The sequence below is a fragment of the Psychrobacter sp. Choline-02u-9 genome (assembly GCF_002836505.1).
GTDB lineage: Bacteria > Pseudomonadota > Gammaproteobacteria > Pseudomonadales > Moraxellaceae > Psychrobacter.
In genome coordinates, this window is sequence record NZ_PJBF01000062.1 from 25,318 (window position 1) to 42,895 (window position 17,578).

The 17,578-nt window shown below is 40.0% G+C and carries 12 protein-coding genes; 5 read left to right on the forward strand and 7 right to left on the reverse strand.

The features are described from left to right. The first annotated feature begins 70 nt into the window (after positions 1 to 70). The 4 genes from CXF69_RS13060 to CXF69_RS13075 all read left to right on the forward strand — a co-directional run bounded on the left by CXF69_RS13060 (position 71) and on the right by CXF69_RS13075 (position 9,483). On the forward strand, positions 71 to 3,421 hold the full coding sequence (locus CXF69_RS13060) for a helicase-related protein (RefSeq protein ID WP_068034986.1): 3,351 nt from the start codon (positions 71 to 73) through the stop codon (positions 3,419 to 3,421). Further along, positions 3,418 to 4,230, forward strand: a complete 813-nt coding sequence (locus CXF69_RS13065; RefSeq protein ID WP_102078419.1) for a DUF4391 domain-containing protein — start codon at positions 3,418 to 3,420, stop codon at positions 4,228 to 4,230. The genes CXF69_RS13060 and CXF69_RS13065 overlap by 4 nt, the downstream gene beginning before the upstream one ends. Before the next feature lie 76 nt (positions 4,231 to 4,306). After that, a complete protein-coding gene (locus CXF69_RS13070; protein WP_228706794.1) occupies positions 4,307 to 6,202 on the forward strand; it encodes a site-specific DNA-methyltransferase in 1,896 nt (631 codons plus the stop codon). An 11-nt stretch (positions 6,203 to 6,213) separates the two neighbouring features. After that, the gene (locus CXF69_RS13075) at positions 6,214 to 9,483 is read left to right on the forward strand and encodes a restriction endonuclease (protein WP_102078418.1); all 3,270 of its coding nucleotides are present in this window, start codon (positions 6,214 to 6,216) and stop codon (positions 9,481 to 9,483) included. 603 nt (positions 9,484 to 10,086) lie between these two features. On the opposite strand, the gene CXF69_RS13080 is transcribed toward CXF69_RS13075, so the two are convergent. From CXF69_RS13080 to CXF69_RS13110, 7 genes are all read right to left on the reverse strand, one after another. After that, positions 10,087 to 10,338: a helix-turn-helix transcriptional regulator gene (locus CXF69_RS13080; RefSeq protein WP_068034983.1), complete on the reverse strand. Its 252-nt coding sequence runs from the start codon at positions 10,336 to 10,338 to the stop codon at positions 10,087 to 10,089. Positions 10,339 to 10,534: 196 nt separating this feature from the next. Beyond that, positions 10,535 to 10,993, reverse strand: a complete 459-nt coding sequence (locus CXF69_RS13085; RefSeq protein WP_068034982.1) for a hypothetical protein — start codon at positions 10,991 to 10,993, stop codon at positions 10,535 to 10,537. Between the two features lie 186 nt (positions 10,994 to 11,179). Further along, complete coding sequence (locus CXF69_RS13090; protein WP_068034981.1) at positions 11,180 to 12,091, reverse strand: recombination directionality factor; 912 nt, start codon at positions 12,089 to 12,091, stop codon at positions 11,180 to 11,182. A 107-nt stretch (positions 12,092 to 12,198) separates the two neighbouring features. After that, positions 12,199 to 13,296, reverse strand: coding sequence for a YqaJ viral recombinase family nuclease (locus CXF69_RS13095; RefSeq protein ID WP_102078417.1), 1,098 nt, complete (start codon positions 13,294 to 13,296; stop codon positions 12,199 to 12,201). 108 nt (positions 13,297 to 13,404) lie between these two features. After that, the gene (locus CXF69_RS13100; protein WP_102078416.1) at positions 13,405 to 14,397 is read right to left on the reverse strand and encodes a DUF932 domain-containing protein; all 993 of its coding nucleotides are present in this window, start codon (positions 14,395 to 14,397) and stop codon (positions 13,405 to 13,407) included. 49 nt (positions 14,398 to 14,446) lie between these two features. Next, the gene (locus CXF69_RS13105) at positions 14,447 to 14,737 is read right to left on the reverse strand and encodes a hypothetical protein (RefSeq protein WP_082787166.1); all 291 of its coding nucleotides are present in this window, start codon (positions 14,735 to 14,737) and stop codon (positions 14,447 to 14,449) included. Between the two features lie 142 nt (positions 14,738 to 14,879). After that, positions 14,880 to 15,800 carry a YagK/YfjJ domain-containing protein gene (locus tag CXF69_RS13110; RefSeq protein ID WP_068034978.1) on the reverse strand — a complete coding sequence of 307 codons (921 nt, stop codon included), beginning with the start codon at positions 15,798 to 15,800 and terminating at the stop codon, positions 14,880 to 14,882. A 694-nt stretch (positions 15,801 to 16,494) separates the two neighbouring features. Here CXF69_RS13110 and CXF69_RS13115 point away from each other — a divergent pair. Continuing rightward, positions 16,495 to 17,574 (forward strand): hypothetical protein, encoded by a 1,080-nt coding sequence (locus tag CXF69_RS13115; protein WP_068034977.1) that lies wholly within the window; start codon positions 16,495 to 16,497, stop codon positions 17,572 to 17,574. The last annotated feature ends 4 nt before the right edge of the window (positions 17,575 to 17,578 follow it).

Here is a 17,578-nt window from a genome sequence, read left to right on the forward strand (position 1 = left end):
ACTTAGTTTTACTTATAAAACAGTTATAGCTCTTATCCTACCAATTTATCACACAATTAAAAGCTGAATTATGAAACTTATAGACAACTTAAATCACAGATTTGGCGATGACATAAAAGAAAACCTACATGCTGGCTCTAAGCTACAGATAGCAGCCTCCTTTTTCTCTATCTATGCTTATGCTGCTTTAAAGCAGGAGCTTAAGAATATCGATGGAATGCAATTTTTATTCACCTCTCCCACCTTTGTAGCTAATGATGTTACTGATAAGTTTAAAAAAGAAAAGCGTGAGTTCGTCATACCCCAGCTCAATAGAGAGGACAGCCTATATGGTACTGAGTTTGAGATACATCTTAGAAACAAACTGACTCAGAAAGCCATCGCTAAAGAATGTGCTGAATGGATACGTAATAAAGCTGTCTTTAAGTCAAATACTACTAACGCACCAATGCAAGAGTTTGTGTGTGTTAAGGACAAAACATCACTACTTACTTATATGCCTATCCAAGGCTTTACCCCTGTTGGGCTTGGCTATGAGAAAGGTGATGCCGTCTCAAACATGGTTAATCGATTTGATTCAGACTATGCGCTGCCCTACTTGAACCTGTTTAATCAAATATGGCAAGATCAGCAAAAGGTCACTGATATCACTGACGAGATTGTTCGTCATATTGAATCGGTCTACCAAGAGAACGATCCTGAACGTATTTACTTTTTAATACTCTACAATATTTTTAAAGAGTTTCTTGAAGATCTGAACGAAGATGTCATGCCTAACGATTTGACAGGCTATCATGACACGCTTATTTGGCAGAAGCTTTACAACTTCCAAACAGATGCAGCGGTCGGCATTATTAATAAACTTGAGACCTATAACGGTTGTATCCTAGCGGATAGCGTAGGTTTAGGTAAAACATTCACTGCTCTTGCGGTCGTTAAGTATTATGAGCTACGCAACAAAAGTGTCTTAGTACTTTGTCCTAAAAAGCTCGGTGCTAACTGGACTAACTATAATGCCAACTTGACGACCAATATTTTTGCTAAAGATCGTTTCAATTACGACGTCCTCTTTCATACTGATCTATCTAGAAATAGTGGTGAAACCCTTGGAATAGACTTAGCAAAAATAAACTGGGGTAATTACGACTTAGTGGTTATCGATGAATCACACAACTTTCGTAATCGCGATAACTTCAAGGATAAGAAAACTCGCTATGATCGATTAATGGAGCAAGTCATACAACAAGGTGTAAAAACCAAAGTGCTGATGCTTTCAGCAACGCCTGTGAACAACCGCTTTAATGATCTAAAAAATCAGCTGGCGCTAGCATACGAAGGAGATAGTAAGAACCTAGATGATAAGCTCGATACTAAGCGAGACATTGACACTATCTTCCGAAATGCTCAGGCTAGTTTCAACAACTGGTCAAAACTGCCCGTAGAGAATCGAACCACTAAAGCCATATTGGATATGTTAGATTTTGACTTTTTCAAGCTATTAGATAGCGTTACTATTGCACGCTCACGCAAGCATATTCAGCGATTTTATGATACCAAAGAGGTTGGACAGTTTCCTACACGCTTAAGACCGCTATCATACCGCTGCTCTATTACAGCAGATGAAAGCATTACCTTTAATCAGATTTATAAAGAGTTGGCATCCATTAGAATGGTTGTGTATGCACCGCTTACATACATATTTCCTAGCGCTTTAGAGAAATACGAAGACCTATATGACACTGAGGTCGAAGGCAAAGGACGATTCAAACAACAAGATCGAGAAAAAAGCCTACAAGCATTGATGACAGTGAATTTACTTAAACGACTAGAAAGCTCTGTTCATGCCTTCCGTTTAACATTGCATAATCTAAAGAACCGTTTAGAACAAGCCTTATCTAGCATAGCTGAGTATCAGGCTCGAAAAAGTAATGACCTGCTATCTATCGATATTGGCACAGGATACGATGATGATGCCTATGACGAAGGGCTAGATGGACCGACTAGCCCTAACGATTGGGTAGGCGGTAAACTCAAAGTTCATCTTGATGACATGGATATATTAAAGTGGCACACAGATTTAGAGGCGGACTACGCTGTCGTTAGACGATTAATAAGTACTATTAGTACAGTTACGCCAGAGCGTGACCATAAGCTCCAACACCTCAAAAAACATTTGATCGATAAGATTAACAACCCTATAAATCCTGGTAACCAAAAGGTACTGATATTCACTGCTTTTGCGGATACTGCTAATTATTTATACGAGCATATAGCGCCAGAGCTATTGCATGATTTCAGTTTACACACCGCTAAGATTACGGGTAGCGAAAACCATACCACGATAAAGAGCATGGTAAGCAGCCGTAAGGGCTACGACATGCAAGGGTTATTGACACTTTTCTCGCCTAGATCTAAACAAAAGAATGATATCTTTCCTGACGAAACTAGAGAGATTGATATCTTGATAGCAACAGACTGTATTTCTGAAGGTCAAAACTTACAAGACTGTGATTATCTTATCAACTATGATATTCACTGGAATCCCGTACGTATCATCCAGCGTTTTGGGCGAATAGACCGTATCGGCTCTACCAATGATCAGATTCAACTGGTGAACTACTGGCCAGATATCAGTCTAGATGAGTATATTAATTTACGAGAGCGAGTCGAAAACCGTATGGTTATCGTAGACATGTCTAGCACAGGCGATGATAACGTACTGAGTTCTAAGGCCAATGACATTGCGTATCGTCACGAACAGCTAAAACGTATGCAGACTGAAGTGCTTGATTTAGAAGACGCTAATACTGGTGTGTCTATTACAGACTTAGGCCTTAATGACTTTCGTATGGATTTATTGAGCTACATAGAAGCCAATCCTAACTTAAAGCGACTGCCTAATGGACTACATGCCGTCGTTCCTGCTAATGACAGATTAGGACTACCTGCTGGTGTCATTTTTGCCCTAAAAGCACGTGAGCTTGCTCAAGTTAGTGGACGCACCAATAATAAAACCGATGGTGAAAAAACCAACCAGCTCTATCCTTATTATCTGATGTATATCGATAATGACGGCAATATAATAGCTGACTATACACAAGCGAAGCATCTACTGAGTTCAGCGCGGCAAGCATGCCGTGGACAGCCTGAGCCTATACTAGCAGTATGCGAGACCTTCAATCAGCGCACCGCTGACGGTCAAGATATGAGCCATTATAGTTTGCTCCTCGACTTAACCATTGAAGCGATAAAGAACGTTAAAGCGGATAAAGACATCGACAGTCTATTTAGTGGCATGACGACTACCGCTTTAAAAAACGACTTAAATGAGCTGAATGATTTTGAGCTCATTGGTTTTATCGTAGTAGAAGAGCTTACTTCATCCAACGTTCAACAGACCAACACAACTAGCGAATTATGATTTTATACCAATACCCTCAATCAGCTATCGTCGATAGACCTATACCTAAAAAAAAGCTCTATGAACAGGGTGCTGCTAATAGTAAGCTTAAGCAGAAGTTTATCGATGAAGTGGCAAAAATTACATGGGCGTATAAACTATCGGCTGGCACACTAAACATTCAAACTGATACTTTATTTCAAGAAGTGCAGATATTTAGGATTGTCGCACGCACCGCTGACATCGATACCAAAATCATAAAATACATTGATAAGCTCATACCGACACCCGTTATTTTTGAGGTTGTTTATAATGATAAAGTTCAGGTCGTTGCCACCTATAAACGTGTGAGCCAAGCAGATAAGTCAAAGATCGTACTGAATAAATACTATAGCTCAGAATGGCTCGCCAGCGATCAACGTGAGCCGTTGCCGTTGATACTTAATTTGACTGACCTATATACCCATCTGATTGAGCAATTGCTGCCTAATATTACTAATGATGTCGTGACTGACCAGCCTGCTAAGACACCAAAGCCGCCTAGTCAACATATTCAACCAAAAGCTATTGGGGGTAACGCGCTTTCTACTGAAGTGAGTATCGTTGCAAAAGCAGAACTGAAGCCGACAGCTACCGTCTCTATCAGTACCACAACGAGTATAGAAGATAAGCTCAAGCACGTGCAGCAAGTCGAGAGCCTGACAAAGCAAGTCGAGCAACTTCAAAAAAAGGTCAAAAAAGAGCCACAGTTCAACCGTAAAGTTGAGCTTAATATGCGTTTACATAAACTTAAAGAGCAGCTCAATCAGCTCATTAATAAAGCCCATTAATAAAACTTATTCAAAAATAATGGCTACAACCAATTGTCGTACTTTATTCATACTCACCAGATTTAGGAAGACCTAGATGACTAACACTGCCCAAGCAAACCAACCTGATAACGATTCTCTCGACATGCACAGCCCTAACCTAGTCGATGACAATGTGCAAAAAATCATGGCGCTATTTCCCAACTGTATCACTGAGTCAAAAGACGATAATGGTAATCTAAAAAAGGCTGTAGATTTTGATTTGCTGCGTCAAGAGCTGTCACAGTCATTGGTCGAAGGCGGTCAAGAACGCTATCGGTTAGACTGGCCGGGTAAGCGTCAAGCGATACTAGAGGCCAACTCCCCTATTGCCAAGACGCTGCGCCCAGCGCGTAATGAGAGCGTGAACTTTGATACTACTGAAAATCTATTTATAGAAGGTGATAATTTAGAGGCGCTCAAGCTATTGCAAGAAAGCTATTTAGGTCAGGTCAAAATGATCTACATCGACCCACCCTACAACACAGGTAATGATTTTGTATATGAAGATGACTTTTCTGAAGATACAGCAGACTTCTTAGAGCGTTCAAAGCAAAGGGATGAAGAAGGCAATCGGCTGATTACTAATACTGAAAGTAATGGACGGTTCCACTCTGATTGGCTGACTATGATGTACAGTCGCCTTAAACTAGCTAGAACGTTATTGAAGGATGATGGCGTTATTTTTATTAGTATTGATGATAATGAGGTATATAACTTAAGAAAAATTTGTAATGAGGTTTTTGGTTTAAGTAATTTCTTAGCTGAAATTGTTTGGCAACATAGTGTTCAACCTAAAGGATATACTGGAAAATTTTCTATTCATCACAATTATATTTTAGTATTTCAAAAAAGTAATAGCTTTGAGTTACAGCTACTAGAGCGAACGGAAGAACACAATAAAAATTATTCAAACCCAGATAATGATCCTAATGGTAAATGGAGAGCAGGAGATGTACGAAATGCTCTATATAGACCCAACTTAATATATAACATTAAAACACCCTCTGGAAAAACTATCTCGCCACCTGAAAAAGGATGGAGATGGAGTAAGGACACGTTGAACAAAAAAATAGAGACTGGAGAAGTTATTTTTAACGAAGACGAAACTAAAATAACACGTAAAATCTATTTAAATAACTTAGATGGCCGAACGCCTGAAACACTATGGTTTGGGAAGGATTGTGGCACTACGAGGAGCGCAGCAGGACAAATTAAAAGCTTATTTGAATCAAAAGCTGTGTTTGATACGCCAAAGCCCATAGAGTTACTCAGTCATATTTTTCAGATTTCGATTAAAGAGAATGACTTAGTTTTAGACTTCTTTGCAGGCTCATCTACGACTGCGCATGCGCTAATGGAACTGAACGCTCAAGATGGTGGTAACCGCAAGTTTATTATGGTTCAGCTTCCTGAGAAAACTACTGACGACTCAGTTGGAAATAAAGCAGGTTATTCTACTATCTCTGAAATATCCAAAGAACGTATCCGCCGTGCCGGTCAGAAAATACTAGAAGACAATCACGATAAAGAAGGTATCGAAAATCTAGATATTGGCTTTCGCGTGCTAAAAATTGATAGCACTAATATGAAAGACGTCTATTACACACCTGATGAGTACTCGCAAGCAGAGCTTGATAACCTAGAGTCACATATCAAAGAAGACCGCAATGGTGAGGATTTACTATTCCAAGTCATGCTCGATTGGGGCGTGCCTTTATCCTTACCCATTGAAGTCAAAGACATTCAAGGCAGCTTAGTCTATTACGTGGGTATAGATAGCTTAGTTGCTTGTTTTGACACGCTAACGACGAACTTAATAGATGAGATATCAAAGGACAAACCACTAAAATTTGTCTCAAGTGAGCTAGCGATAGCCCATGACCAAGACAAAACCAATATCAAAGCACGCTTTGCGCAACTGTCACCTGACACGCAAGTGAAGTTCATCTAAGGGGCTAAAACATGGAAATTAAATTCAAAGAGCTCCAGTATCAGCTAGACGCCGTCAACGCCGTTGCAGATTGCTTCAAGGGGCAACCGAAAGAAGTCGCTCAACGATATACTATTGACCAAGGTAAACAGAAAGTACCAGCTAAACCAAAAGGCGAAAACTTATCCTTATTCACCAATGACGAGCTGGCTAACACTGGGCAATCTTCATTATTCGATGAGCTACATATCGGCTATGCCAATGCCCCGATTAACGACTTATCAGCGGTATTACAAAATATTCAAAGTGTGCAGGCAAGCCAAGGCTTAACTCAGTCGAATGAGTTAGTAACTGATGATAGTTCCAAAAAAAGCGGTAAGGGTGAGAATCTAACGTCCAGCCCTATTAATCTGAACATTGAGATGGAGACTGGTACGGGTAAAACGTACTGCTATATCCGCTCTATGATGGAGCTAAATAAGCGCTACGGTTGGTCAAAATTCATTATCGTCGTACCAAGTATTGCTATCCGTGAAGGCGTGGCAAAGACCTTTGAGATGACCGCTACGCACTTTCAACAGTTAGATAGATACAAAAAAAGGCCTCGGCATTTTGTTTATAATTCCGATAATCTACATGATCTTGAAGTGTTTAGCTCAAGCTCAGATGTTTGGGCAATGATTATTAACGTGCAAGCTTTTAACACTATAAAGCAAGGCGCTAACAATAAAGCTGCCCGTAAGATTTATGCTGAAATGGATGACTTTGGCTCACGTCGTCCTATCGATGTGATACGCCGCAACAGCCCTATTCTTATTCTTGATGAACCTCAGAAGATGCAGTCTAAGAATACCTTAGAGAGTCTGAGTTATTTTAATCCATTGTTCATCATGCGCTACTCAGCAACACATAAGCGAGACTACAATCTTGTTTATCGCTTAGATGCGTTAGACGCCTACAATCAAAAGCTGGTCAAAAAGATTACCGTCAAAGGGGTTGAAGTTAAAGGTTTGTCAGGTGCTCATGGCTACTTATATCTGCAAGATATAGAAGTGTCTTCATCCGACCCTACTGCCAGACTTGATATAGAAGAGAAGACCAAATCAGGCGTCAAACGCCGTATCCGCCGTGTCAAAAAAGGTGACGACCTCTACGCACTGTCCAAGCAAGCTGAGCAGTATAAAGACCGTTATGTGGTCGCTGAGATTGATGCACGTGAGCAATCATTGACCTTTACTAATGGTATCAAGATTTATGTTGGTCAAGCACTCGGTCAAATCGATGAAACGCTTATGCGTACTATTCAGATACGAGAGACCATTCGCGCCCATCTAGAAAAAGAACGAGTGCTGTTCAATCAAGGATTGAAGGTATTGAGCTTATTTTTTATTGATGAAGTGGCTAAGTACCGTCAATACGACGATAAGGGCAATCGCACAGATGGTGAGTATGCTCAAATCTTCGTTGAACAGTACAATCAAATCGTTGAGGATATGATAGGGCTAAATATAGACAATGATCCTTACATCGACTACCTACGCAATATTGATGTCGATCATACTCATAATGGCTATTTCTCAGTCGATAAAAAAAGCCAACAGATGATTGACCCTAAAACCAAGAAGTTCGATGACGAAGAGCTGGGCGGTAAAGTCAATTTAGCCGATGATATCGATGCTTATGACCTTATTCTAAAGGATAAAGAGACCCTACTCTCATTCCCTGAGCCACATGACTCAGAAGAGACACGCCATAAGAAAAACGTTCGCTTTATCTTCTCACATTCTGCTCTAAGAGAAGGCTGGGATAATCCAAACGTGTTTGTTATATGTACCCTAAAGCATTCTGAAAACACCATTTCTCGCCGACAAGAAGTAGGACGAGGCTTGCGTTTGGCAGTACGCAAAGACGGTATGCGTATGGATGCCAATCACTTGTCCAAAGGTGATATTCATCTTATAAACAACCTTACTGTAGTCACCAATGAAAGCTACACCGACTTTGTGACTAACTTGCAAAAAGAGCTGGCAGCAGCTTTGTCTAGCCGACCTACTAAAGCCACAAAAGACTATTTTTATAATAAAGTACTAACGCTAGATGATGGTAGCAAGCATGAGGTAAGCGATCGTGACGCTGATATGATTGTCCATTATCTTATTAAAAATGATTACATAGATTTTGATAAAAATATCACGGATAGCTATCATGAAGCCGTTAACAACGATAGCTTAGCACCGCTACCAGAGGCACTTGTACCTTTAACAAATCAAATAGTAAAACTAATCGGCGGTATCTTTAATCCCAAAGACCTTGAAGGTATGACCGAAAATGATAACAAGACAACACCCAATCCTATCAATGAGAATAATTTTAAGAGAAAAGAATTCTTAGAGTTATGGAATCGTATTAATCACAAGGCAGTATTTGAGATTAAGATAGATAGTGCAAAACTTATAGCGCAGAGCATTCAATCCGTTGAAGCAGCAGCAAAGCAAAGGAATAATAACTTTGTAGAATCACTTAGCTATAAGCTCGCTCAATCTACTCAGCGCGATACTATCTCTCATGAAGAATTGACCGCTAGGCAGTCATTTGATAGCCCTACTACCTCAACTGAATCAGCAGATATTTCTATACGTTCACAAGTGAAATATGACTTGATAGGCTCACTCAGTGAACAGACGGATCTTACCCGTCGTAGTATCGTGGCTATTTTGAAAGGCATTAATAACGCTATTTTTGCGCAGTTTAAAAATAACCCTGAAGCCTTTATACGTGAAGTGGCGCGCCTTGTTAACGAAGCACGTATCAGGATGGTCATTCAAGGACTGACTTATTATACGATCGACCAGACCTACCCACTTAATGAGATTTTTGTGTCCAATCAAAAAGTTCCTAGTGACTCACTAAAAGTTAGCCGACATGTCTTTGACTATGTAGCGACTGACTCGAGCATCGAACAACGCTTTGCTCAGGAGCTAGAAGGTGCGATTGAGGATGTTGCTGTATACGCTAAGCTGCCTGATAGATTTAAAATTCCGACTCCTGTAGGCGACTATAATCCTGACTGGGCCATTGCTTTCAACGAAGGCAAAGTGCGGCATATTTATTTTGTCGCTGAAACTAAAGGTTCAATGGTCGATGCAGACTTGCGTGAAAAAGAAAAGTATCGGATAGAGAGTGCTAAATGTTTCTTTGATGCATTAAATTTAAAAGCCAGTGAGGACAACAGCCTTGCAGGTCAAGCTGTAAAGTATGGTGTGATTGACAGCTTTGATGAGTTATTAAAGCTGGTTGGATAAAGTATCCATGACCTAGTAAAAAACCAAGCCACCTTGCGTAATGCTAAGGTGGCTTTTTTATTGAAGTAAGATATACGTAAATAGCTTAGTTTATGTGCATTCAATAACTCGGCACACCTAAGAAGTAGCCATTCATCGTCATCCTATTAAATCTATATGCATGAGAATGAGGCGACCCCTTACAGCGCCCTACTAGCGGCTGCTTTTGATCAAGATAGTGATAGATGATTATTAATAAGATAAATATTTTTATCACCTCTCTAGAGAGACCCTTAAACCCTTGTTTTATATATGTTTAATAGTGAAAAATAGTCTTTGAAGAATCTTTAAATAGTCTTTTAGCCTGTTTAAATAGTCTTTTATTCGAAAGACTATTTGCCTATTTCTATGAACGCCAAGTACCACCCTACACAATTTTTTCCTAACAAGATTTTGCGCATGAAATAGCCTTTTAATTGCGATAAAACTTTAATTGTAAACACAAAGTGGCTGAGGCCTTTTCTTCTGCCTAAAGTATATTACTTAGTGTATTAGATTAAGAAACCTCTCATAATACAAAAAAATAAACCGCCCTACTTTTAAAGTTAGGGCGGTCAGATAAATCTATACTGAACGTTCTGCAATCTTCGTATTAATCCATTCTGCAATCTCGCTTGCTACCCACACTACTCTTACCTGTGTCAGTTGTACCTTCTTAGGGAATGTTGGGTCATAACGATCAGAATTTTCATTAACCATCTCATAAATCGTAGAACGACTAAGACCAGTATAGCTACCAACATCTTTAATACTCAGTAGTTGTGGTATGTGATTACATTGCTCGATTACTGGCTGTGCTGCGTTTAAATTTTCCATGATTATCTCCGAATTATTGTATGGGAACATCTGTTCTCATACAGTCAGGGAGTCCTGTATTTTTTTATGAGACTTATATCGTCCGATAGACCTTATGCATAGAGTAATAACATAGAGTAATAAAAAGGAGCTGATGATTCAGCTCCTTTTTTTGTGTCAAAAACACTTTTAATAATAAGTTTCATACATGACTATCTTAACTATTTAGAGCTTGTCTAAGCCTTTTGTTTGTGTAACCTTTAGCCCATTTATAAACATACTCTTCAATGAGATATAAAATAACTCGATCTTTGAATAAACGCATCCTAATAGAACTTTGTTCATCTATATCTGATGGCGTACTCTTAGCTGAATCAGCTAGGATCGTACGCAGGCTTTCAATTTGAAGGTAGAGAGCATTAAATTCATAGTCTTCTAAAGCATCGACCAGTGAACCAACATATTCTACAACCATGAGCTCGTAAACCTTGCCGCAAAATCCTTCTGTTTGGAACTTATAGCAAATATCGTCCCATACATTTTCAAGAGGTTTTGTTGTTACTGTAGACTCACTAGATCTCTGTAAATAACGTTGAGTTTGATTGGTAATTCTTTTAGATATTTTCTTAGACAGTTGTACTGAAATACTTAATGCCATTATCTTTTCTAAATCCATTTTAGCTACCCTTACGTTAAAGAATAATAATCTATTTTTAATATGCTGCTATGAAGAACTAGCACATTGTAAAACTTAATTCAGGTATTAAGCCACTAAAAATAAACCGATAAAAAGTAAAACAAGCGACTCTAGGTCGCTTGTTTCAACCTAACTAATTTATGCCGTATACCTCACTTGATTGCTTTAGCTTACCGCTGTTACACTTTGCCGTAGCCCTTGCTCGATGCTAGTCACGTTATGAGTGGCTAACCCGTTCTGATAATTCCCCTGCTGGCTATTGCTTACGTCATCTGTCTCCATGGGATAAAACTCCTCAGCCACATCAAGTAAGCCATCGTTATCAATTTCAAAGGATGAATTGACGTAACCCTGTTTTGCAGCCTCTTCTAGCGCTGCTTGATCAAAGCCGTGTTCGCTAAGCTCCGCATCAATTGCCTGCGCATCTTGCACTGCTTGCTTTAGTGTCACCCCATCACGTAGTGTCAAATCCACAAAGTAAATCGGCGTACGATAGCTTTGCGTGGTGCTTTTGCCTCTTAGGGTTAATTGCAGTGGTAAGCAGGACAGCTTATTGCCTGATACCGCAGCAAAGTAGCTCAGCCGTGCGGCAAGCGTGCGAATACTATTAAAGCCTGTGGTGCGAAAGATAAACGTGCCTAACTCGTCGTCTTCACTGAGATTAACGTACAAGCGACCATATGGTTTACAAGCACCGCCTTGCGCTAATGGGCAACGATCAGGTGATGGGCAAGGCAGTGTTTCCACGCCATTGTTTGTACGGCGTTGACACTGCTCACCGTCACCCACGCATAGTGGCCGTCCGGTTTGTCTATCGAACAAGGTGTACTCAGCTCGCAGGTTTAGCTCAGGATCGTTAAACAACATGCGTACCGGTATGTGTCTCAGCTTACCGTTACTGTGCTCGCGTAGCTTTTCATCTAGTGGATGATTGATCCAGCCATCCTTGTTCTGCACTTGACTGGTAATGGTGAATTGATCGTCTTTAGCAGGCAAACGCTTACCATCTTTTTGAATGACACGTCCAATACTGATACGACCTAGAACTGGTGGGGTTATGGTTAGACCTTTAATCATGATGATATTCCTTATAGTTTTAATAAAATGTGTTTAGCCATAAAAAAGCCCACCGATTAGGGTGGGCAGTTATGCGCTTGTTTTGGTTAAGTGTAGTAGGTTTCTGCTTAATCGTTCAAAATGACGAAGCGGCGACTACCTTGCTTGGTTTTACTAAATTTAGCCAACAGCTCAGGATGCGCTTTGATAACGGCCTTGCTATCAAGACCGATACTATCTTTCGAGCGTTTCCAAGAAATAGTGCCTTTTTCAAACACAGCGACTTCATTAGCTGCAATCAGTGTTTGCAGCTGATGCTTTACCTGATCATGGCGCTGCTCTAGCTCTTGCATGTAATCACGATAACTCAGCAGTTGCTCAAATAACTTATTGGCACCATCGTCATCTCGTAGATCAACCTTGCTTGACGGCTTAGGCGTTGGATAAAGCAGCTTTAAGGCTTTGGCAGCTGACTCGCTATGATCAGGCGTTGGTGGGGTGTCGGTCTGCACGTATTGCCAGAACTGACGCTCATGCTCCATGATGGACTCAATCAAGCGCTCATCACGCTCAACCTTGTATATCTTGGCTTCATGTCCACAAAGTAGCACACAGATATGCGCCGCAGTTTTACCAGTGACCGCCAGCTGATGCTGCACTTGGCAGGTGACGTATAACGGCACGCCATGCTTCCAGAGCTTGGCACCATGTTCACCAGCGGTTTTGCACTCTAAAATCTGTACCTCACCACTACCAGTAATGGCATAGTCTAAATTTGCTAGCATGAATGGCTGCTCAGGATGCTGTAAGATAGCATTCACGCGGCGTACCTTATTGCCGGTATGTTCTTGATAGTATTTAGCGACCATCGGCTCTAAGGTATTGCCCCAATAGAGGGGTGAATAACCCTCAATGCTCTCATCGATGTCGGAGCTCATGCGTCCTGTCTTAATCATCCATAATTCCAGCATAGAGAGATACGGATGAATACCACAAGCAGCTGCTGCGTCAGAGCTGCCAATGCCTTGCTTGCGTACTTGTAGCCAGTCCTCACGGCTTAAATCTTTAGTATTAATTAAACGCTTGGCAGTCATTGATGTGTTCAGTTGGGTAGGTTTATCAGCGGTAACGCTTTGCTTGGCTTTCACTACTGCTGGTTTGAGTCTAATGGTTGCACGCTTCGCTTGTCTTGGCTGAGTCGTGCTGTTTAGTGCAATCATGTTCATAACGAACTCCTTTGATAAATGGTTTATTGGTATTAATGAAATAAGCGGCATAAAAAACCACGCTCGAAGGCGTGGTTGATTGTATTGTCAGGTTTTAAATGTGGCTAGTTAAGCCAGCATCAGTAGCGATTCTTCTAAACCCTTTTGTTTAAGCTTAGCGCCAGAGCCAAACCAAGCACCGTCTAATCGATGGTCTCTCGACATTGCTCTGCGTTCGTGATCGACGTATTCAGTGATACTACATAGCAAGCCATAAGCGGTATCTTTAGCAGCATCAAGATCGGCTCCACGACCTTGACCGTTAAACATGTTCATCACCTGATTCATCGCCTTGGCATTGGGCACGGCGTCTTTCTCTTTCTTAGCACTATTAAACAGAATGATGTCATTGTCCTGATCATTGAACACACGGCTAAGATAATTGGCGGCTTCTGCTTGGGTAACCCGGCGCTCAGATAATTGCTTCATCTCATAGCTGTGCTCATCCCACTGTTTGACTGACACGCCTAGTTGCTGCTTGACCTTTTCGGCATCAAACGAGGTGCTATGCGGTACTTTCACTATGCCTCCTGAACCATTCGCTAAGCTAATAGCCAGCGTGTTATTACAGACCACACGGATGGATGTGAACTGTGCTGTGGTCGCTAGTGTGCCATCACAAGCGGTTGCAAGCAGTAAGTAGCCATTACTAACATCTTTACCCTTAAGCGTTGCTGACTGCCCTGTACGAGCCAATGCCCATAGCTTACGACCTCCTTTAAGTACGCCAGCCGTTTCTAGCTCAAAGTCAGATTGCTCGGTAAGATCACGATAGAATTCTAGAATCTCACGCGGCTGTACTTCTTGATAGCGTTGGCTGACCACCGATAGCGGCTCGAAGTTATCGGAGCGGTATAAAACTTTTTGCTCAGCAAAGGGCAAAATCAGATTGTGACCTTTGTCATTGTTTGCCATATAACTGACGTCTGAGGATTCTATACGCCAATCCATACCCGCTTGCTTTGCCCAGATCTCGATAGGCTGCTTGGGAGCCAGCTCATTACCTAAGCCATGCCAAGGGGTTTCGCCAACGTATGCCATTGTGTCTATTAAATGTGCCATGATCATTGTCCTTTTAGATTTGATTAGAATTATGGGTTATGTAGATAGGTTAAATGCTGAAAGTTCTTGAGCAGGTATTGCAGGTATAACTGGGCTTTGCTGCTAAAACGAGTAAGGGTGGCTGTTGTAGCTTGTCTTTAGCCAAGCTAATCGCAGAAGCCAGTGCAGTACCTACCACTACACCGATTGCTGAATTGATTTTGTAGTACCTACAGATGCTTACACCAAGACCTGATAGGGCAGATTGTGAACACAGTTGCTCGAAGAGATTAAAGGGACTGTCAGTATCGGCAGTGCTTCTGACGTTCGCTGAATGACAGTGTGGGCAGATGGGTCTCATGAATAGCTCCTTTTTCGATTGCGCATAAAAAAGGCCTGCGATTAAGCAGACCTTTAATTAGGATAGTTTGGGGTTAAACAGTCAGGAGAGCGATGCTTCCTGACTGATCTCATAGGAATACTATATATCTAAAAATATTTTGTTATTCAGGCAAGCCTCTACGTTTTTTTGTACGATAAATACCATGACCAAAGGTACGCATGTTTGGTAACCAAAGTTTAAGTTGCTGCTCATTCTTGCTTGGCTTCGTTAGGTATAGAGCTGAAGCTAGAGCATTTTCAACTTCAATAGGATTATTTTGATGTATCATGCCGATACCTAGTTTGTCATGTTGCTTATACTGCTGCTTACGTTCTTTATCATGGTAGCTATAATATTCGCCTAGACCAGCGGTTACCTCCTTCCATTTCTCACCCACCTCTTTAGCAATATACCAATCATTCTGTCGCTCTGAACCATCATACATAAGCAGTAAATGACAGTGCAGCCCACCTTCTTCCCCACCTTGCTCAATAGCCCAAGCATTGCCTTGCAAATGCTCAAAGCAACTCTTTGGCTTGCAGTTTTTTGCTTTACCGATAAGCTCTCGAAACTTGCTCATGTGATAATTGAAGTCTTCAATGGTCACATGGTGGCTGGTTTCTTTTGCGTATTTTAGGTCGATACGTATAAAGAGCAGTCTTGAATAATGCCTGATTAGATTATTAATATAGCACCCTAGTTTATTTTTATTTTGAGATTCTTGGTAAATGAACGCATTACGTTCATTTTCAATATCATTTTTATAGCATGGCAGCATGTCGATAAAACGCTGAGTTTTATCATGATCCCAAATCACGTTTTCTGGATAAGTATCACCAACGATCGCTTGAGTGCTACTAAAAAATGATAAGACTGGCCGTGAATAAAATAGCTCACTATCGAAGTGAGTCATGAACGGATAATAAAATCCGTTCAGTTTATTTAAGACCTCATTAAAACAGATAGTGTTCGCTAGTATATCTGTAACAAGACTATGGACGTTTGCAGCAGCTAGCGGTTGGTTTAGGTGTGAGTAAGACATTATGGTATTCCTATGAAGTTAGTTTCATAGGGTGGGATCAGTCCGTATTTTTATAATGATGGTCGCTGAGAGTTATGCCCTCAGCAGTAGAACAAGTAGCTGCTGTGTTTAGATAATAATATAAATAACCCACTAAGGACGAGCTGCCGTAGTGCAGCTTTGTGTAGGCGAGCTCTAGAAATTATGGTGATAGGTAGCAGTGGATTATAGGACTTTAAAGACAAATGGTTAAAGTGGAGTTAGCTGAACGGCACTACCAATTAGTCTGAACAATTTTTCGCTATAATATTTTAGAAACAGGTGGATATCACAAATTTTTAAAGCTATCTACTCTGACTTAGAACTAGGTTTGATAAGCATATTTTCGCTATTAAACTACCACTTCCGATTAAAGCTGCTCATCATTATCTCTAGCAAATCCTAACTCAATAGTTGCTTGGCTTCGTCTACGCCAGTTTAGTATAGACTCGCGACATCCATCGCTTTAGCTAATCAGCCCATCGTTTAATACGTAATAAAAATATAGACTCTTACTGTAAGCTGGTATATATTAACTATAGGTAAATTATATCGCCTAATAACAAGGCCTGCATGTATTTATTGCTAGAAATAAACTATAAAAAAAACAATGTAAAACCTTATAAAAACTAGTTTTTGTATTGTGTTTTTCTATAATCTTTTATGAGGAAATGACATGGTGGATGGACAATTAACTAGGCTTCCTGACAACCAGCACTATCCATTTGATCAAGGATCAATGGAGTATCATAATTCTCAATACTTGAGAACTATGTCAGACTTGTACATAAAAAGTATAAGATCTGGGACTAAGCGTATTGAAGATTACTTCAAAGAATTAGATAAAATGAGTGTTACGGATGCAAAATCCCTACTATATACGTATAATATTTTACTTAATAAAAGTTGGGAAAATATAAATTATGACAATGATGATTATAAAAACTTATTGATCAAAGAGCTTAAAACCTGGAGTTCACCCATTGATAAATTTAATGAGTTATTGGATGTTAGAGCAACGAAGGTTTTACCAAAAAGTTATCTTGACTGGTTTAAAAATGATCTACGATGCTCACTTTTTATCACCAATCTTATCTATAATGTTTTTAAAAACTCAGCTTTTAAAGGTAAGGATGAGCTAATAACAGCAATTACAAGTTTTTTGCCATATAACATTATTTATTTTAATAGCCATGTAAATAACGAATTTGGTTATTTCAATAGAGTACAGATAATAGATGATTGGAAAGTTTCGAATTTACTCTCGATAAAATCCACGTATTTGAAAGGCCGTACACCTGATAAAGAATTAAAATGGCTTGATGTTGCTAACCATAATCAAATTGAATGGGTATATAGCTATATAGATAATGACAAGGATCAGCCTATAATCCTCAAGGATGTATTTTTCCCAGAGACTTTTGAAGAGAAATATGAGCTGGTACTAGCCCATTTAGACACACTATCAAACATTGAAAGCCCTAACATAGGAACTGAAAAGAATAAAGGTTACTCTGAGCGTAGCTATATGTTATACAAAATGAGAAAAGCTTGGGATGGTCGAAAAAATTATAGCTCTAAAAACGAAGAAGGCGATGGCATTATAAAAATATATAAGAAAAATCAGACTAAGTTAGAAAAACTTATAGCCTTTAGTGGCTTTACCGCTCAGAAAATGATAAACAATTCTATCGAACAGATGTATGATCAGCTTATTAAAGATGATACTGAAGCAGTAGATAAGAGCCTTTCCTAAAAAG